Source organism: Leucobacter sp. Psy1, from assembly GCF_020096995.1.
In the GTDB taxonomy this organism is placed as follows: domain Bacteria; phylum Actinomycetota; class Actinomycetes; order Actinomycetales; family Microbacteriaceae; genus Leucobacter.
In genome coordinates, this window is record NZ_CP083692.1 from 1 (window position 1) to 17,809 (window position 17,809).

The window sequence follows — 17,809 nt, forward strand, 5'->3', positions numbered from 1 at the left end:
CCTGTGGATAGCAGTTGGGGATAACCTTCCCGCACGACGGGATCAGATCGGACCGGATGGGCACGTGACAGAGGACGACGTTCAACAGATTTGGGCCACCGTGACGCACGCGGTCATGGCGGATCCCGAGGTCGGCCCCGCGGTAGGCGCGCAGCTCGCGCTCGCCGTCCCCCGTGGCGTGGGCGGCGGCACCCTGTACCTCGCAGTGCAGCACGACTTCACGTTGAAACTCCTCGAGAATCGTTTGCGACAGGCGATCATGCACGCCATGTCAGGGGTGCCCGAGGCCCAGGAGATCGAGAACTTCATCGTGCTCGTCGACCCCGAGGCGCAGCCGGCCATCGATCCGGATCCGGGTGACGTGCGCCCTGAGCGGCAGACACCTGCGCACGCCGCCCCCGCGCACGCCGCTGCGGGGCAGACCGACGCCTCTCACCGCGATACGGTCATCGACTCGGTCCGGTCGATGCACGAATCGTTCGCTCGTCCGAGTTCTCACGAGCAAGTCGACAGTCGCCTCAACGACAAGTACCGATTCGACAGCTTCGTCATCGGCCAGTCCAACCGTTTCGCTCACGCTGCTGCTGTTGCAGTGGCGGAGGCCCCGGCCCGCGCGTACAACCCGCTCTTCATCTACGGCGATTCCGGGCTCGGCAAGACTCACTTGCTTCATGCCATCGGGCACTACGCCCGCGAACTCTTCCCCGAGGTCCGCGTCCGCTACGTCAGTTCGGAAGACTTCACCAACGACTTCATCAACTCGATCGCCAACAACCAGGGGGCAGCCTTCCACAGCCGGTATCGCAGTGTGGATCTCCTCCTCGTTGACGACATCCAGTTCCTCGAGGGCAAGGCCGAGACGCAGGAAGCGTTCTTCCACACCTTCAACACGCTGCACGACCACAACAAGCAGGTGGTGATCACGAGCGATGTGCAGCCGAAGCAGCTCCGCGGCTTCGAGGAGCGGATGCTGTCGCGCTTCGAGTGGGGACTGCTCACGGATATTCAGGTTCCCGACCTCGAGACCCGCATCGCGATCTTGCGCAAGAAAGCGCAGAGAGAGAATCTCGAGATCGACGACAGCATCCTCGAGTTCATCGCTGCGAAGTTCACCTCCAACATTCGAGAGCTCGAGGGGACCCTCATCCGCGTCACGGCGTTTGCGAGCCTCAACCAGCAGCGAATCGACATGCCTCTCGTCCAGACCGTGCTGAAGGATCTCATCTCTCTTGATGAGGACAATGAAGTCCAGCCATCGGACATCATCGGCAAGACAGCCGAATACTTTGATCTCTCCGTAGATGACCTGTATGGCCCTTCGCGAGCGCAGCAGATGGCGACTGCTCGACAGATCGCCATGTATCTCTGTCGGGAGCTCACCCCTCTGTCCCTGCCGAAGATCGGCCAGCTCTTCGGAGGTCGGGATCACACCACCGTTATGTATGCGCACAAGAAGATCAGCCAGCTCATCGCCGAACGACGATCGATCTACAACCAGGTCACTGAGTTGACGACGCGAATCAAGCAGGGGAGCCGCTGATTCGAGTTATCCACAGTTTTCTCCGCTCTTGTGGATTGCTGGGGGCAACGCCGGTCAAAATGTGGATGAATTCGTTTCGCCTGTGAGTGGGAGTCGGAATGACAACATTGGCGTTTTCACTGGGCTCGAATCTCTCCACCCCCGCCGCACAACTCACAATCTTGTAGTTCCGTGGCGACAGCTTGAATGTCCGGGGTTATCCACAGAATCCACAGCTGTTAACACCGTTAACACCTCTCATTCATTTTTCGGGCATTCGATCACGCTCTCCGGCTGATGTCGCCCGAGTGTCGGGATCACAAGTGTGCGAAGATGGTGAGCCTCAGTGCTGTAGTCTCGTTATCCACGCGAGTCCGCGGCGCGGTTCAGTGCGCCTGTCGAAGGATCGAGGAGTCTCTATGCGTTTCACCGTCAACCGTGACGTGTTCAGTGATGCCGTCTCCTTTGCGGTGAAGCTTCTTCCTCAGCGTCCAACGCAGCCGCTGCTCAGCGGGGCCCTGCTGGAAGCCGAAGACGGCGCTTTGACGATCTCGTCGTTCGATTACGAAGTGTCGTCGCGCACCTCGATCACGGCAGAGGTTGCAGATGCGGGTCGTGCTCTGGTCTCAGGCCGGTTGCTCGGTGAGATCGCGCAGCGTCTTCCGCACTCGGACGTCGAGATCTCTCTTGCGGAGAGCCGCGTCCAGGTTCGCTGTGGGTCGGCGAACTTCTCGCTGCCCGCGATGCCGGTGGAGGAGTACCCTCAGGTTCCCCAGGTGGACAGCGTTACCGGTGCCGTGCCCGCAGACGCATTCGCCGAAGCCGTCGGCCAGGTGGCGACTGCGGCATCCAAGGATGACGTGACTCCGGTGATCACCGGTGTGCAGTTCGAGGTCAGTGACAACAGTCTGACGTTGACGGCCACCGATCGCTACCGTGTGGCGACCCGGGGTATCGACTGGGAGAACACTGCCGGTGTCGAGTCAGCAACCGCGCTTGTTCCCTCGAAGATCGTGACGGAGGTCGGTAAGACCTTCTCGAGCGCCGGTCAAGTCCAGGTAGCCATTGTCAAAGAAGACGACCGGGAACTCATCGCGTTCACGGGTGGCGATAAGACCGTGACGTCCCTGCTGATTAAGGGCAACTATCCCCCGGTTGGTCGTCTGTTTCCGACGGAGGTAGATAACTATGCGGTAGTGAGCTCGGCAGAGCTCGCCGAAGCGGTTGGCCGAGTTGGACTGGTGCTCGAGCGCGAAGCTGCGCTCAGGTTCACCTTCTCCGAGGGGAGCGTGACCCTCGAGGCCGCTGGATCCGAGGCTGCTCAGGCGGTTGAGACCGTCGATGCTCATCTGGTCGGCGACGAGATGGTCGTCTCGCTGAAGCCCCAGTTCCTCCTGGATGGCCTGCGTTCGACTCACTCGGAGTTCGCTCGTATCGCATTCACCCGGACGGACAACCCGGGCAAGCCCGGCCCCGTGTTAATCACGAGTCAGCGCAGCAAGGACGACACCGACGAATCCGAGTTCCGGTACCTGCTGCAGCCAAACCTGCTCCTGCGGTAACGGGTGCTTCATGCGGGTGGCACATCTCTCGCTCGCGGATTTTCGCAACTATCACCACGCTGAATTGCCGCTCGCTCCGGGCGCGAATCTGATCGTCGGGCGGAACGGACAGGGCAAGACGAATCTCGTCGAGGCGATCGGATACTTCTCTGGGCTGCGATCCCACAGAGTCTCCCAAGACGCTCCGATGATCAGAGCAGGTGCCGATGCTGCGATATCCCGGATGCGTGTCGCCGTGGGGGAGCGGGAAGTGCTGCTCGAGCTGCAGTTGAACCGGGATCGGCCGAATCGTGGTCAAGTGAACCGTGGGAGCGTTCCCCCTCGTGAGGTCACGCGATGGTTCTCATCGGTCCTCTTCGCGCCCGAAGACCTCTGGATCGTTCGTGGGGATCCGTCGACTCGTCGTCGCTTCCTCGATGAAGCGGTCGCAGCGTACCGTCCAGCGATGAGTGGGGTTCTTGCGGACTATGAACGCGTCCTTCGTCAGCGCACTACTCTCCTGAAGTCTGCTCGAGGTGGTGGATCGAGGCGGTCCGCGGCCGAAGCGACAATTGGTGTCTGGGATGAGCAGCTCGTCGAGTTCGGCTCTCGCATTATCATCGCGCGGCGGGAGCTTCTCGCTCGGCTGTCTGGGCCCGGGCGCGACGCCTATCACGCACTGGTCAATGCGGATCACGGCTTCGCTCTGGCGATGAAGGAGACGGTCGCGGCACCCTCCGTTTCACGTGAAACAGTGGCTGCAGAGTCCACCACCAGTACGTCGACTGTTTCACGTGAAACAGTCGCGCAGGAGTTCTGGAATTCCCTACAGAGCGCGCGGGACCAGGAGTTCGAACGCGGACTCACGTTGGTTGGCCCGCACCGGGACGATCTCCTGCTCTCACTGAATGATCTCCCAGTGAAAGGTTTCGCTAGTCACGGCGAGACATGGTCATTCGTGCTGGCCCTCAGGCTCGCGATCGCACAAGTGCTGCGGGAGGACGACCCGGCGGGGGATCCCGTTATTATTCTCGACGATGTCTTCGCAGAACTCGATTCAGCGCGGCGCGCTCGGCTGATGGCGGCGGTACAGGACTTCGAACAGGTGATCGTCACTGCTGCGGTTCGGGATGACGTGCCCGAGCATGCTGGCTGGCGTATCGCTGAGATCTCCGGTGGCCAGATTATCGAGGGGACCGATCCTTCCGAACCGGAGAATGCGTTTGAGCGAACGATTTCCGAAGGTTCGATCGCGGAGTCGCCGGGTCGCAGCACGGAGGACCGTAATGACTGACGGTGTGCTTTCCTTCACGTCGGAGTCGTACTTGCACGCGAAATCCGTCTGGAAAGGTGTTCCGATCAGGCGGACCGGCCGGCGAACCGTTGAACAGACCGGTGAGAGTGTGCCGTTCGGAAAGGGACGCGAGCCGAAGCCATTGGAGAGCGTTCTTCAGTTGACCGCACGGCAGATGGGTTGGATAGAGGAACTCTCTCAAGCGCAGATCATCACCGACTGGAGCACGTTTGTCGGTGACCGTCTCGCCGGACACACCGAGATTGTTGGCATCCAGCATGGCATCCTCCAGGTCCAGTGCGATTCGACCTCCTGGGCGACCGAACTGAGGAGACTCAGGGGCGAGATCTTGACGCGTATGATGGAGGAGTATCCCGACGCGGCGATCAGTGACATTCGATTTCTCGCGCCGGGAGCGCCAACATGGCGGCACGGACCGCGTTCGGTCAGGGGCCGGGGGCCTCGGGACACTTACGGGTAGGCCCAGCCGAGTTCCGGTTCTCGAAGACCGGAGGCGCAGATTTTCGAAGCAGGGTCGCTCCCAGGGGACGACCCAAGGACGCAATCTCGCCTGAACGCCCTTATCGGCCCGTTTCCCGGGCGAACATTGATAGACTGGGGTCCGGAGAACCAGGCGTGGAATTTGCGCGCTCTGAGACGGCGACAGAGAGATTAATGAGGGCATGAGTTCAGACACTTCCGCAAGTACAGACGAGTACGGTGCAGGAGCGATTCAGGTCCTCGAGGGACTCGAAGCCGTGCGCAAACGACCGGGTATGTACATCGGCTCTACCGGTCCCCGAGGTCTGCATCATCTCGTATCCGAGATCGTGGATAACTCAGTCGACGAGGCTCTGGCGGGATACTGCGACACGATCGACGTGACGATCCTGGCGGACGGGGGTGTGCGCGTTATCGATAACGGGCGAGGCATCCCCGTTGACATGCATCCGATCGAGGGGAAGTCGACGGTCGAGGTGGTGCTCACGGTGCTCCACGCCGGCGGCAAGTTCGGCGGTGGTGGATACGCAGTTTCCGGCGGTTTGCACGGTGTCGGGTCTTCGGTAGTGAACGCGCTTTCCACGCGGTTCGAGGTCTCGGTGAGCCGACAGGGTTTCACGTGGAACATGTCGTTCACGAACAGTGTTCCCGACGCTCCGTTGTCGCAGGGCGAGCCTACCGATGCGACGGGGACGACGATCACTTTCTGGCCGAGTCCCGAGATCTTCGAGACCGTCGACTTCGACTATGCGACCTTGCGCACGCGGTTCCAGCAAATGGCGTTCCTGAACAAGGGGCTCCGCATCAAGATCACCGACGAGCGCCCGCAGACCCCCGTCGAGGACGAAGGGGGGGAGGACGTCACCCCCGCCGTACTGCACGACGAATTCTTCTACGAGCGCGGCATCGAAGACTACGTGGAACACCTGAACTCGACGAAGCGCGCTGAGCTGGTACACGATGACATCATCGCTATCGAGGCGGAGGACACGTCTCGAAAGATTGCGGTAGAGATGGCACTTCAGTGGACGACCGCGTTCTCGGAGAGCGTCCACACCTACGCGAACACCATTAACACGCACGAGGGCGGGACCCATGAAGAGGGATTCCGAGCCGCGCTCACCTCGCTCGTCAATCGGTACGCCCGCGACAAGAACCTGTTGCGCGAGAAGGACGACAATCTGTCCGGCGACGATGTTCGTGAGGGCCTGACCGCCGTCATTTCCGTGAAGCTCGGAGAACCGCAGTTCGAGGGGCAGACGAAGACCAAGCTCGGCAACACCGAGGCGAAGGCGTTCGTGCAGAAGGTCGTCGGCGAGCAGTTGGGCGACTGGTTCGAGCGAAATCCGAACTCGGCGAAGGACGTGATCCGTAAGGCGATCCAGGCCGCAACTGCTCGACTCGCGGCGCGGAAGGCACGTGAGACGGCACGTCGTAAAGGACTCCTCGAATCCGGGGGAATGCCGGGCAAGCTCTCCGACTGCACGAGCAAGGATCCGACCATCTCTGAGATCTTCATCGTCGAGGGCGACTCGGCAGGCGGGTCCGCGAAGACAGGCCGTGATCCGTTCACACAGGCGATCCTGCCGCTGCGCGGCAAGATCCTGAATGTGGAGAAGGCGCGACTGGATCGTGCGCTGAACAACGCCGAGGTCCAGGCGATGATCACGGCATTCGGTGCCGGCATCGGAGAGGACTTCGATCCGGAGAAGGCGCGGTACCACAAGATCGTGCTCATGGCCGACGCTGACGTCGACGGTCAGCACATCACGACGCTCTTGCTGACGCTCCTGTTCCGCTACATGCGTCCGCTTATCGACCTGGGGTACGTCTACCTTGCGCAGCCGCCGCTGTACCGCATCAAGTGGGCGAACGCCGAAGACGAGTACGTCTTCAGCGATGCTGAACGGGACATCCGCCTCGCGGCAGGCACGAGTAACGGTCGCCGGCTCGTGAAGGAGAGCGGCGTGCAGCGATACAAGGGCCTCGGCGAGATGAACCACGAGGAACTGTGGGAGACCACGATGAACCCCACCACTCGCACCCTCCTCCAGGTCACTATGGAGGACGCCGCCATCGCCGACGAGATCTTCGCGACCCTCATGGGCGAAGACGTCGAAGCCCGCCGTAATTTCATCCAGCAGAACGCGAAGGACGTGCGTTTCCTTGACATCTGAAAACGATCTTCCGGAAGAGCAGATCATCGAACCCGAACAGGTCGACGGCCACGGGCGGATCGATCAGGTCGATCTGCAGCTCGAGATGCAGCGGTCGTACCTCGACTATGCGATGAGCGTGATCGTTGGGCGTGCCCTGCCCGACGTACGTGACGGCCTGAAGCCGGTGCACCGCCGCGTGATCTACACGATGTACGACGGCGGATACCGGCCGGACAAGGCGTTCTCGAAGTGCACTCGCGTCATCGGCGACGTGATGGGCCAGTTCCACCCGCACGGTGACAGCGCAGTCTACGACTCGCTGGTCCGCCTCGTACAGCCCTGGTCGATGCGCTACCCGCTGGCACTGGGGCAGGGGAACTTCGGATCACCCGGTAACGACGGCGCCGCGGCTCACCGGTACACGGAGACCAAGATGTCCCCGCTCGCCATGGAGATGGTGCGGGACATCGACGAGGACACCGTCGACTTCCACGACAACTACGATGGCCGTACGCAGGAGCCCAGCGTTCTGACGAGCCGCTTCCCCAACCTCCTCGTGAACGGGTCGGTTGGCATCGCTGTCGGTATGGCGACGAACATCCCGCCGCACAACCTGCGGGAGGTCGCAGAGGGTGCTCGTTGGCACCTCGACCACCCGGAGGCAACGCGCGAGGAGCTACAGGACGCGCTTATCGAGCGGATCAAGGGACCCGACTTTCCGACGGGAGCTCAGATTCTGGGAACGCGCGGCATCCGCGACGCGTACCGCACGGGGCGCGGGTCGATCACGATGCGCGCGGTCGTCGATATCGAGGAGATCCACGGCCGGAACTGCCTGGTCATCACCGAACTGCCGTACCAGGTGAACCCGGACAACCTCGCCGTCAAGATCGCCGACCTGGTCAAGGAGAACAAGGTCCAGGGCATCGCCGACATCCGCGACGAGTCGAGCGGCCGCACAGGTCAGCGCCTCGTCGTCGTGCTGAAGCGCGACGCCATTCCGAAGGTCGTGCTCAACAACCTGTACAAGCACACGCAGCTGCAGGAGAACTTCGGCGCGAATATGCTGGCGATCGTCGACGGCGTGCCGCGCACGCTTTCGATCGACGGCTTCATTCTCGCCTGGGTGAAGTTCCAGGTCGAGATCATTGTGCGCCGCACGGAGTACCGCCTGAAGAAGGCTGAGGCCGAAGCGCACATTCAGCGTGGCTATCTCAAGGCGCTCGACGCGCTCGACGAGGTCATCGCACTGATTCGCCGGTCGCCCACCGTCGACGAAGCGCGCGAGGGGCTGATGGGGCTGCTCGATGTGGATCAGATCCAGGCGGATGCGATCCTCGGCCTGCAGCTGCGTCGTCTGGCCGCTCTCGAGCGCCAGAAGATCCTCGACCTGGCTGCCAAGCTCGAAGCTCAGATCGCCGAGTACCACCAGATCCTCGCATCGCCCTCGCAGCAGCGCGAGATCGTCGGCGAGGAACTCGACGAGATCGTGCAGAAGTTCGGTGACGAGCGGCGCACCGAGATCATGCACGGGTTCGACGGCGACATGTCGATGGAAGACCTCATTCCGGAAGAGGAGATGGTCGTCACCGTCACGCGCGGCGGGTACGTCAAGCGCACGCGGATCGACAACTACCGAACCCAGCACCGCGGAGGCAAGGGCGTGCGCGGTGCGCAATTGCGCGCAGACGACATCGTCGAGCACTTCTTCGTCACCACGACGCACCACTGGCTCCTGTTCTTCACGAACACGGGGCGCGTCTATCGGGCGAAGACGTATGAGATCCCGGAGGGCGGTCGCGACTCGAAGGGTCAGCACCTCGCCAACCTGCTCGCGCTCGCGCCCGAGGAGACCGTGACGCAGATTCTCGACCTCCGAGAGTTCCACAGCGGATTCCTCGTCCTCGCCACGCGCGAGGGACTCGTCAAGAAGACGGTTCTCGAGGAGTACGACACGAATCGTACGGGGGGCATTATCGCCATTCGCCTCCGCGAGGGCGACGAACTCGTCTCGGCATTCATCGCCGATGCGGACAACGATGTGCTCCTGATCTCCCGACAGGGGATGTCGGTGCGCTTCACCGCCTCCGACCAGGCACTCCGCCCCATGGGCCGCTCGACGAGCGGCGTGCGCGGAATGAAGTTCCGCGAGGGCGACGCCCTGCTGACGGCGCGCCGAATCGACGATGACGGGTACGTCTTCGTCGTCACCGAGGGCGGTTACGCGAAGCGGACGGCTGTGGACGAGTACCGCGTGCAGGGTCGTGGCGGGTATGGCATCAAGGTCGCGAAGCTCGATGAGAACCGTGGGAACCTCGTGGGCGGACTCATCGTCGGCGAGACGGACGAGGTGCTCGTTGTTCTGGCAACCGGCAAGGTTGTACGGTCGAATGTGGCAGAAGTTCCGGCGAAGGGCAGGAACACCATGGGGGTCGTGTTTGCGCGATTCCCAGAGGGTGATCGTATTATTGGCATCGCGCGGAATTCCGAGCGCGGGCTCGAGAGCGACGATACCGAGCCGGAGAACGAGATCGCTGAGAGCAAGGAAGACGTGAATGAGTAACACTGTCGCCGACAAACTGGCGCGGAAGACCCGCAAGAAGGCGCCGTCCAAGCAGGTGCGCCTGAAGCTGGTCTACATCGACTTCTGGTCTGCGGTGAAGTTCTCGTGTCTCCTCTCGGTGTGCATCGCCGTGGTGAGCGTCGTGTCCACCATCCTCATCTACGTGGTGCTCGTACAGACGGGCGTCATGGATCAGGCGGATTCGCTCTTCATGGACATCGTCGGTGAAGAGAACAGCCTGCTCAATATCCTGGGCTTCCCCCAGGTGGCCGGGTTCGCCATCGTCGTGGGGATCCTGAACGTCATCGTCGGCACCGCGCTCGGAGCGATCGCGGCGCTGGTGTACAACCTGCTGGTGCGCGTGCTGGGCGGCTTCCAGCTCGGGTTCACGAGCAACTAAGGCGTGGCTCGCCGGTGCGCGGTCCGGATTTCATTTTCGGCCGCGCATCCGGTAGAGTCATTTCTTGGTCACGGGGCTATAGCTCAGGCGGTTAGAGCGCTTCACTGATAATGAAGAGGTCCCAGGTTCAAGTCCTGGTAGCCCCACCAACACTGAAGAGGCAAGCGGTTCACCCGCTTGCCTCTTCTCGTTTCTTCCTTCGCTGGCGTCAGCCGTCGGTGCGGCGCTGCCGCCGTGTCGCGGCGAGGTCGAAGGCGCCGACCACCGCAGCGAGAGCGACCACGACGAGGATCGCCGCGAAGCCGACGGCGAGTGCGACGTCCCACCCCGAGCTGACGGCCACGCCGAACGCGAGACTCGTGATGACCGCGATACCGATCGAGGTACCGATGCGCTGGCCCGTCTGCAGCACGCCTCCGGCGCTGCCGGCGTAGCGAAGCGGCACTTCCGAGAGTGTGAGCGTCTGGTTGGGGGAGACTACGAGGCCCTGGCCGATACCGGTCAGCATGAGCGTGCCGAGCAGCCACCACTCATTGACGCCGGCCTCGCCATGCAGGAGGGCGACCCCGGCGCTGAGCACGAGACCGAGAGCGCCGATCCCGAGGCCCCACAGAACGATGACGCGACCGACGCGTACGACGTAGCGGCCGGCGATCGGAGCGGTGATCGCCCCCGCGAGTGCGGCCGGGAGGCCGATGAGGCCCGCCGTGAGAGCGTCATGGCCGAGCCCGATCTGCATGTACTGGGCGACGAGCAACCAGATGCTCGTGAAACCGACGAAATAGAGGCCGATGAGCAGGGCGCCGTTCGCGAAGGAACGGGTGCGGAAGAGGTCCATGTCGACCATCGGCGTGCGGCCTCGATCGCGATAGGCCAGCTCCCACCGCACCCAGCACACGACGAGGCCGATCCCGAGCACCAGTCCGCCCCAGACCCACCACCCGAGCTTGGCCTCCATGAACGCGACCATGGTGAACAGGGTGCCGAGGGCGAGCAGCAGCATTCCGACCGGGTCGAAGTCGACCTTCGCGCGTCGCTTCTGCGCGCCGCTGACCACCGGAATGTTCGCCGTGGTCGAGCTCGGGTCGTCCTGGGGGACCGGATGCCACGCCGAGGCGGGCAGGAACGTACGGGCGGCCACGATGGCCGCGATCGCGATCGGTACGTTTACGAGGAAGGACGCCCGCCAGCCCCACTCCTCGCCGAGGAGTGCGATCAGGCCCCCTCCGAGGATCGGGCCGATCGCCACCGATACTCCGACGATTCCGCCGAACGCGCCGAACGCTCTGCCGCGGAGCTCGCCCTGGAAGAACTGCTGGATGATGCCGGTGACCTGCGGGTTGAGCAATCCGGAGCCGATGCCCATGACCACGCGGGCGAGGTTGAGCACGAGAATGCTCGGAGCGAGCCCGGAAAGCAGCGAGCCGAGGGCGAAGCAGGCCAGTCCGATGAGGAAGAGTCTGCCGCGCCCCCAAACGTCGCCCGCTCGTCCGGCAGCGACGAGCAGCACGCCGAAGACGAGGGCGTACCCCGAGACGATCCACTGCAGTCCCGAGGTGCCCGCGTCGAGCGAGTCATCGATGGCGGGAAGCGTCACATTGACGATGGAGACGCTGAGCAACGACATGAACGCCGGGACGAGGATCGTCGGCAGCACACGCCGCTGCTCCGCACTGAATCCGCTCGACGTTCGCGCCATACCCGTGCCTCCTGTGGTGTTGTCTCGACGCGCACGCGATTCTGCGGGACACTTCTCGTCCTGACATCACGTGCAGCACTGACAGGCTACGCCTGCTCGGGTGAGCGCGGGCAGGACACGCCTGCGGCGGCGGCTCGTTTTGCGCTGCAGACCGCGGGCCGGTAACATGATTCCGGTACACGGGTCCTTAGCTCAGTTGGTAGAGCGCCTGCTTTGCAAGCAGGATGTCGGGAGTTCGAATCTCCCAGGATCCACCATTGTTGTCCAGTACATCGCGGGGTTTCTTCGCGTGTGTGCTTTTCGTCGGTCTTGTGACGTTCTCCTCCGCTGTTCTCCTCGGGATTGAGGCTCAGCTCGATGGGCCGGGCGGGAAAGATCCAGCTGAACGTCGATCCCGCGCGGAGCGTGAGCCGCTACGGTGGCGCCCAACACCTGCGCCGGCGTGCGGGTCAGCTCCTGACCTGCAGCGCCTCGACGAGGTCGGCGAGTTCGGGGACCTCGGCGGCCGACTCGAGCGCCTCGTGCAGCGCCCGGTCGTGCGTGGGCGTGGATGCTTCGAGCAGTGCCACGCCGGCCGGGGTGAGTTCCGTGTAGATCCCGCGTCGATCGTCAGCGCAGAGGATGCGCGTGAGCAGCCCCCTGTCCTCAAGACGCGTCACGAGACGGGTGGTCGCGCTGCTGGAGAGGGCCGCAGCGCGGGCGAGCTGCTGCATGCGCATGTGCCAGCCGTCCTGGCGGCTCAGTGCATCGAGAACGGTGTACTCCACGACGGACAGCTCGTGCTCGGCCTCGAGGGCTCGCCCGAGTTGCGCTTCGATCATGCCGTGCAGCGCCGCCAGGGTGCGCCACCCCTGCGCACGCACGAGTACGGCGTCGTCGCTGATGCCCATGTCGGACCTCCTCTGTCTGCCTCCCAGCTTAACAGCTTGCGCGGATAGCCCGCGCGTGCAACCATTGTCGCTGCGCCTGCAATCATTGCAAGCGCGGGTCTTTGCTGTTGCACTGACATGCACGGACTTGTACGGGCCTGCACGGGTTCACCGTGCCACGTCATGAAAGGTGGGGGAGATGCCGATAGCGCTCTACGCGTTGGCACTCGGAGGTTTCGGGATCGGGCTGACGGAGTTCGTGATCATGGGGTTGTTGCCCGACGTGGCGCGCGACTTCGGCGTGACCGAGACTGCGGCCGGATATCTCATTTCGGGGTATGCGCTGTCGGTTGCCCTGGGGGGAGTGCTGTTCACGGCGCTGCTCGGGCGATTGGATCGGAAGCGCGCGCTGCTCGGCCTCCTGATCCTGTTCATCGCGGGCAACCTCCTCTCGGCGATCGCGCCCACCTACGGGCTGATGCTCACCGGCAGGATCATCGCAGCGCTGTGCCACGGAGCGTTCTTCGGGATCGGAGCCGTCGTCGCCACCGATCTGGTGCCTGCCGGGCGGAAGGCCGCAGCGATCTCCGTCATGTTCGCGGGGCTCACGATCGCCAATGTGGCGGGCGTGCCCTTCGGAACGTTCCTCGGGCAGGCCGCTGGTTGGCGCGCGACCTTCTGGGCCATCACGATCATCGGCGTGATTGCGTTCTTCGGCATCCTCATGCTCGTGCCCGCTACTCCTGCTGAGCCGAGTCAGGGCGTGCTGGGCGAGTTCCGTATCTTCGGCCGTCCTCAGGTCTGGCTGTCGATGCTCGTGACGGTGCTCGGGTACGGCGGCATGTTCGGAGGCTTCACCTACATCGCCTTCACGCTCACGGGTGTCGGAGGGTTCGCGCCCTCCACCATTCCGTGGCTGCTCGTGCTCTTCGGTACGGGGCTGTTCGTCGGCAACATCGTCGGCGGACGGTTCGCGGATCGGAACCTGTACCGCACCCTGCTCACCCTGCTCGTCGCGCTGGTGATCATTCTCGCGATCTTCGCGGGCTTCGCGTCATCGCAGGTGGTGACGATCTTTGCGCTGGTGCTCATGGGCGGGTTCGGTTTCGCGACGGTGCCCGGTCTGCAGATGCGGATCATGTCGTATGCGGACGATGCACCCACCCTGGCGTCGGGTGCGAACATCGCCGCGTTCAACATCGGCAACGCCTTCGGCGCCTGGCTCGGCGGCCTCACGATCGCGGCGGGGTGGGGATACACCTCGCCCCTCTGGGCCGGCGCCGCCGTCACACTCGCGGGCCTCGCGGTGTATCTCTTCGCCGCTCGCGTGAGCGGGGGAGAGCGGCGGCCCGTCTCGGCTGCAGCTGACCACAGTACTCATTCACACACTCGATAGGAGCAGACACCATGTCACCCACACCTACCATTGCGCTCAACAACGGCCAGCAGATGCCGCAGCTCGGGTTCGGCGTCTTCCAGGTGCCCGAGGATCAGGCGCAGCGCGCGGTCGAAACCGCGCTGGAAACCGGCTACCGGAGCATCGACACCGCAGCGATCTACGGCAATGAAACCGGAGTCGGACGCGCACTGGCCGCAACCGGGGTGCCGCGCGAGGAGGTCTTCGTCACTACGAAGCTCTGGATCGATCATCTGGGGCGGGACGCCGCGCGACGGGGACTCGAGGAGAGCCTTGAGCGGCTGGCGCTGGATCGCGTCGATCTCTTCCTCCTCCACTGGCCGGCCCCCGCTACCGACGCCTACCTCGAGGCGTGGCAGGGCCTGGAGGACGCCGTCGAAGCGGGACTCACCAGCGGTATCGGTGTCTCGAATTTCCTCCCGGAACACCTTGAGCGGCTTCAGAAGCTCGGCGGGACGCTGCCCGCGGTGAACCAGATCGAACTGCACCCGGCGCTGCAGAACCGGGAGACGGTCGCGGCGAACGCGCGGCTCGGAGTCGCGACCGAGGCATGGAGCCCCCTTGCTCAGGGCGCAGTGCTCCAGGAACCGGCGATACTCGAGGCGGCTGCGGCACACGATGTTTCACCGGCGCAGGCCGTACTCCGGTGGCACCTGCAGCGCGGGAACATCGTAATTCCGAAGTCGGTGACGCCGACCCGCATCGCGGAGAATTTCGCCATCTTCGGGTTTGAGCTCTCCGACGCTGAAGTGGCGGCGATCGACGCACTCGAGCGGGACGGCCGGACCGGCCCCCACCCGGCCGACTTCAACGGCTGAGTAGGCGCCTCATCGGACGTGATCCGGAGGGCCAGCCTGGCCGGACCGAATCTGACCGTGCGCTGTTCCACGTGAAACAGCGCACGGTCAGAGTTCGATCCAGCCGGTGGCGAGCATGACGCCCAGGGACGTAGCGGTGACGAGGAACCAGAGAACGGCACCGAGGATCAGCGGACGCCACCCCGCCTTGCGCATGGCGCCGACATCGGTGGAGAGACCGATCGCTGCCAGAGCGGTAGCGATCAAGAACACGCTCGCCTGAACGAGGACCTCGTGCAGGCCCTCAGGGATCGCACCCGCGGAGTTGAGCAGAGCGACCGCGATGAATCCGACCAGGAACCACGGCACGAACGAGGCGACGCGACCCGCCGTGAGCGGTGTGCCCCGCGTGGAGCGCTTCGCCTCGATCACGGAGAGGCCGATGCTGATCGGGATGATCATGAGGGTGCGCACCAGCTTCACCACGACGGCGAAGCCGAGCGCCGCGGTGCTGAACACGCTCGCCGCGGCGACGACCGAGCTCGTGTCGTTCACCGCCGTGCCGGCGAGGAGTCCGAACGTGTGCGGATCCAGGGAGAGCGCGTGGCCGAGCAGCGGGAAGAGCGCCACCGCGAGGATGTTGAACAGGAAGATCACGGAGACTGCGTAGGCCACTTCGCCGGCGAGTGCGCCGATGATCGGTGAGACCGCGGCGATCGCGGACGCCCCGCAGATGCCGGTGCCGACGCCGATGAGCGTGCGCAGTCGGCGGTGGACCCCGAGCATCCGGCCGATCCACCATGCGCCGATGAGGCAGACGACGAGGGATGCGAGCATCACCGGGAGCGACTCGACGCCGACGACGAGGATGCTGCTCAGTGAAAGCTGCGCCCCGAGCAGGACGACGGCGCACTGCAGGAGGAACTTCGAAGAGTACGTCACGCCGGGCTGCAAGCGCGGCCCTGGTCGACGCAGGAGACCGAGGACGACGCCGAAGACGATGGCGGGCAGCGCTGATCCGACAATGGGAAACGCGGTGCCGACGAGTGTCGCGAACACGGCGAGTGCCGCTGACAGGAGAACGCCCGGCCACACCACCGCACCACGCTCGCGCAGGCGGCGGGGGAGGGTGCTGACGGGCGTGAACTGCACGATCCCAGCATCCTCCTGCGGGGCAGGGGAGGCAAGTCGGCGGCGCTTGGACCAGGATGAGTGTCATGACCGTTCATGCCCCGCTCGAAGATCTCGCTCTGATCAACCCGAACACCAATGGTCGAACTACGCGGCAGATGACGGAGCTCGCCAGGGAATTCTGGACCGCCGGCGGGGCAGCGGTCCATGGATTCACGGCGAATCAAGGCCCGAGCATGATCATCGATCCGGAGGCGCTCGCCGCGGCGGTCGACCCGGTACGCGAAGCTGCTCGAGAAGCACGTGCCTCGATCAAGCCCGCCGCGATCATCATCGCGGCGATCGGCGACCCTGGCCGCCGGGAGGTCGAAGCGGAATCCGACGTTCCGGTTGTGGGGATCGGGGAGGCGGCGATCCTTGCCGCGGCGCACCGAGGTGCGCGCTTCGGCATGGCGACCACGACGGATCAGCTCGTCGGGTCGTTGGAGGACCTGGTCGCGTCATATGAGTGCGGGGCCGGATTCACGGGAGTCGAGTTGACCGAGGACGGGCCTCTCGAACTCGCTGCCGATCCCGAAGAGCAGTACCGTCAGCTCCTCGATGCGGTCCGACGGGGCATCGACCGGGGCGCGGAGGCCATGATCATCGCCGGGGGCCCGTTGAGCGAAACGGCGCGACGGCTGCGGTCGGCGGTGCCGGCGCGAATCGTCGAGCCGATCCCCGAAGCATGCAAGCGGGTCGAGCAGGCGCTGCGCGCCGAGAGATGATCAGACGGAAGATCGACCCCGGTCCTCGTCACACGGAGTGGGCGGGGGCCAGTTCCTCGACGAGTGCTGCGAGGAACGCGTCGACGTCGGACTCTGCGGTGTCGAAGCTGCAGACCCAGCGCACCTCGCCCTGGGCGGCATCCCAGTCGTAGAAGCGGAAACGCTCGCGCAGGCGGTCGGCGACTCCTGCGGGGAGGGTCGCGAAGACGGCGTTGGACTGCGTCTGCTGGGTGAAGGAGACTCCCGAGAGGGCTCCGGATGCGATGCTCTCCTCGATGCCGGCGCGCAGGCGCTGCGCCATGGCGTTCGCGTGGCGTGCGTTGCGGAGGAAGAGGTCTCCCTCGAGCAGGGCGAGCAGCTGGGCCGAGACGAAGCGCATCTTCGATGCGAGTTGCATCTGGTGCTTCCGCAGGAATACGAGTCCGTCTGCGGCTTCCTCGTTCAGCACGACGACCGCCTCGGCGCCCATGGCACCGTTCTTGGTGCCGCCGAACGCCAGTGCGTCAACCCCGGCATCGGTGGTGAACGCGCGGAGCGGCAGGTCGAGCGACGCCGCCGCGTTCGCGAGGCGAGCGCCGTCCATGAAGACGCGCATGCCGTGCTCGTGCGCGTAGTCGGTGATCGCGCGGACCTCTTCCGGCGTATACACCGTACCGAGTTCGGTCGACTGGGTGATGTAGATGACGAGCGGCTGCGCGCGGTGCTCATCTCCCCACCCCCACGCCTCCTGGGCGATGAGCTCCGGAGTGAGTTTGCCGTCCGGCGTCGCGACCGGGAGCAGCTTGATGCCGGCCGACTTCTCAGGGGCACCGCCCTCGTCGGCGTGGATGTGCGCGGTGTCGGCGCAGATGACGGCGCCCCACCGCGGGAGCATCGCGAGCATGCCGAGCACGTTGGCTCCGGTGCCGTTGAAGACGGGCCACACCGAGACGCCCTCCCCGAAGTGCTCGGCGAAGACGGTCTGCAGACGCGTCGTGTAGTCGTCCGCGCCGTATGCGGGTTGGTGCCCACCGTTCGCCTCACCGATCGCCGCGAGCACCTCGGGGTGGATTCCCGAGTAGTTGTCGGACGCGAATCCCCGGATCTCGGGGTCGTGGATGGTGGGCATGAGACTCCTTCGTGCGATCGAACGTGAATGTACGTGCGAATGGG

Annotated in this window: 14 protein-coding genes and 2 tRNA genes; 12 read left to right on the plus strand and 4 right to left on the minus strand. The window is 64.3% G+C overall.

Features of this window, described 5'->3' with window-relative positions:
- Positions 1-115 precede the first annotated feature (115 nt).
- The 8 genes from dnaA (at position 116) to K8P10_RS00040 (ending at position 10,126) form a co-directional block, all read left to right on the plus strand.
- Positions 116-1,540: a chromosomal replication initiator protein DnaA gene (dnaA, locus tag K8P10_RS00005; RefSeq protein ID WP_224781314.1), complete on the plus strand. Its 1,425-nt coding sequence runs from the start codon at positions 116-118 to the stop codon at positions 1,538-1,540.
- Between the two features lie 398 nt (positions 1,541-1,938).
- Entirely contained in the window at positions 1,939-3,081 is a 1,143-nt protein-coding gene (gene dnaN / locus K8P10_RS00010; RefSeq protein ID WP_224779757.1) for a DNA polymerase III subunit beta, read from the plus strand.
- Positions 3,082-3,091: 10 nt separating this feature from the next.
- Positions 3,092-4,354: a DNA replication/repair protein RecF gene (gene recF, locus K8P10_RS00015; RefSeq protein WP_224779758.1), complete on the plus strand. Its 1,263-nt coding sequence runs from the start codon at positions 3,092-3,094 to the stop codon at positions 4,352-4,354.
- Positions 4,347-4,835, plus strand: coding sequence for a DUF721 domain-containing protein (locus tag K8P10_RS00020; RefSeq protein ID WP_224779759.1), 489 nt, complete (start codon positions 4,347-4,349; stop codon positions 4,833-4,835). The genes recF and K8P10_RS00020 overlap by 8 nt, the downstream gene beginning before the upstream one ends.
- A 202-nt stretch (positions 4,836-5,037) precedes the next feature.
- Positions 5,038-7,032 carry a DNA topoisomerase (ATP-hydrolyzing) subunit B gene (gene gyrB, locus K8P10_RS00025; protein ID WP_224779760.1) on the plus strand — a complete coding sequence of 665 codons (1,995 nt, stop codon included), beginning with the start codon at positions 5,038-5,040 and terminating at the stop codon, positions 7,030-7,032.
- A complete protein-coding gene (gyrA, locus tag K8P10_RS00030) occupies positions 7,022-9,577 on the plus strand; it encodes a DNA gyrase subunit A (protein ID WP_224779761.1) in 2,556 nt (851 codons plus the stop codon). The genes gyrB and gyrA overlap by 11 nt, the downstream gene beginning before the upstream one ends.
- A complete protein-coding gene (locus tag K8P10_RS00035) occupies positions 9,570-9,977 on the plus strand; it encodes a DUF3566 domain-containing protein (protein WP_224779762.1) in 408 nt (135 codons plus the stop codon). Before gyrA ends, K8P10_RS00035 begins: the two co-directional genes overlap by 8 nt.
- A gap of 72 nt (positions 9,978-10,049) precedes the next feature.
- A tRNA-Ile gene (locus K8P10_RS00040) sits at positions 10,050-10,126 on the plus strand.
- 59 nt (positions 10,127-10,185) lie between these two features.
- Here K8P10_RS00040 and K8P10_RS00045 read toward each other — a convergent pair.
- Positions 10,186-11,676 carry an MFS transporter gene (locus K8P10_RS00045; RefSeq protein WP_224779763.1) on the minus strand — a complete coding sequence of 497 codons (1,491 nt, stop codon included), beginning with the start codon at positions 11,674-11,676 and terminating at the stop codon, positions 10,186-10,188.
- A gap of 181 nt (positions 11,677-11,857) precedes the next feature.
- Here K8P10_RS00045 and K8P10_RS00050 point away from each other — a divergent pair.
- A tRNA-Ala gene (locus tag K8P10_RS00050) sits at positions 11,858-11,933 on the plus strand.
- A gap of 192 nt (positions 11,934-12,125) precedes the next feature.
- Here K8P10_RS00050 and K8P10_RS00055 read toward each other — a convergent pair.
- The gene (locus K8P10_RS00055; RefSeq protein WP_224779764.1) at positions 12,126-12,566 is read right to left on the minus strand and encodes a MarR family winged helix-turn-helix transcriptional regulator; all 441 of its coding nucleotides are present in this window, start codon (positions 12,564-12,566) and stop codon (positions 12,126-12,128) included.
- 178 nt (positions 12,567-12,744) lie between these two features.
- On the opposite strand from K8P10_RS00055, the gene K8P10_RS00060 reads away from it, so the two are divergent.
- On the plus strand, positions 12,745-13,941 hold the full coding sequence (locus K8P10_RS00060) for an MFS transporter (protein ID WP_224779765.1): 1,197 nt from the start codon (positions 12,745-12,747) through the stop codon (positions 13,939-13,941).
- Between the two features lie 11 nt (positions 13,942-13,952).
- Positions 13,953-14,780 carry an aldo/keto reductase gene (locus tag K8P10_RS00065; RefSeq protein WP_224779766.1) on the plus strand — a complete coding sequence of 276 codons (828 nt, stop codon included), beginning with the start codon at positions 13,953-13,955 and terminating at the stop codon, positions 14,778-14,780.
- 87 nt (positions 14,781-14,867) lie between these two features.
- Here the strand turns inward: K8P10_RS00065 and K8P10_RS00070 are convergent, their stop codons facing one another.
- Complete coding sequence (locus K8P10_RS00070; protein WP_224779767.1) at positions 14,868-15,911, minus strand: YeiH family protein; 1,044 nt, start codon at positions 15,909-15,911, stop codon at positions 14,868-14,870.
- A 65-nt stretch (positions 15,912-15,976) separates the two neighbouring features.
- On the opposite strand from K8P10_RS00070, the gene K8P10_RS00075 reads away from it, so the two are divergent.
- Complete coding sequence (locus tag K8P10_RS00075) at positions 15,977-16,657, plus strand: aspartate/glutamate racemase family protein (RefSeq protein ID WP_224779768.1); 681 nt, start codon at positions 15,977-15,979, stop codon at positions 16,655-16,657.
- A 28-nt stretch (positions 16,658-16,685) separates the two neighbouring features.
- Here K8P10_RS00075 and K8P10_RS00080 read toward each other — a convergent pair whose 3' ends face one another.
- Complete coding sequence (locus K8P10_RS00080) at positions 16,686-17,765, minus strand: low specificity L-threonine aldolase (RefSeq protein ID WP_224779769.1); 1,080 nt, start codon at positions 17,763-17,765, stop codon at positions 16,686-16,688.
- Positions 17,766-17,809 lie beyond the last annotated feature (44 nt).

Excerpts from the sequence above, each read along its gene's own strand:
- dnaA (WP_224781314.1), top strand. The coding sequence starts at position 116 with ATGGCGGATCCCGAGGTCGGCCCCGCGGTAGGCGCGCAGCTCGCGCTC.
- dnaN (WP_224779757.1), top strand. The coding sequence starts at position 1,939 with ATGCGTTTCACCGTCAACCGTGACGTGTTCAGTGATGCCGTCTCCTTT.
- recF (WP_224779758.1), top strand. The coding sequence starts at position 3,092 with ATGCGGGTGGCACATCTCTCGCTCGCGGATTTTCGCAACTATCACCAC.
- K8P10_RS00020 (WP_224779759.1), top strand. The coding sequence starts at position 4,347 with ATGACTGACGGTGTGCTTTCCTTCACGTCGGAGTCGTACTTGCACGCG.
- gyrB (WP_224779760.1), top strand. The coding sequence starts at position 5,038 with ATGAGTTCAGACACTTCCGCAAGTACAGACGAGTACGGTGCAGGAGCG.
- K8P10_RS00035 (WP_224779762.1), top strand. The coding sequence starts at position 9,570 with ATGAGTAACACTGTCGCCGACAAACTGGCGCGGAAGACCCGCAAGAAG.
- K8P10_RS00045 (WP_224779763.1), bottom strand. The coding sequence starts at position 11,676 with ATGGCGCGAACGTCGAGCGGATTCAGTGCGGAGCAGCGGCGTGTGCTG.
- K8P10_RS00055 (WP_224779764.1), bottom strand. The coding sequence starts at position 12,566 with ATGGGCATCAGCGACGACGCCGTACTCGTGCGTGCGCAGGGGTGGCGC.
- K8P10_RS00060 (WP_224779765.1), top strand. The coding sequence starts at position 12,745 with ATGCCGATAGCGCTCTACGCGTTGGCACTCGGAGGTTTCGGGATCGGG.
- K8P10_RS00065 (WP_224779766.1), top strand. The coding sequence starts at position 13,953 with ATGTCACCCACACCTACCATTGCGCTCAACAACGGCCAGCAGATGCCG.
- K8P10_RS00075 (WP_224779768.1), top strand. The coding sequence starts at position 15,977 with ATGACCGTTCATGCCCCGCTCGAAGATCTCGCTCTGATCAACCCGAAC.
- K8P10_RS00080 (WP_224779769.1), bottom strand. The coding sequence starts at position 17,765 with ATGCCCACCATCCACGACCCCGAGATCCGGGGATTCGCGTCCGACAAC.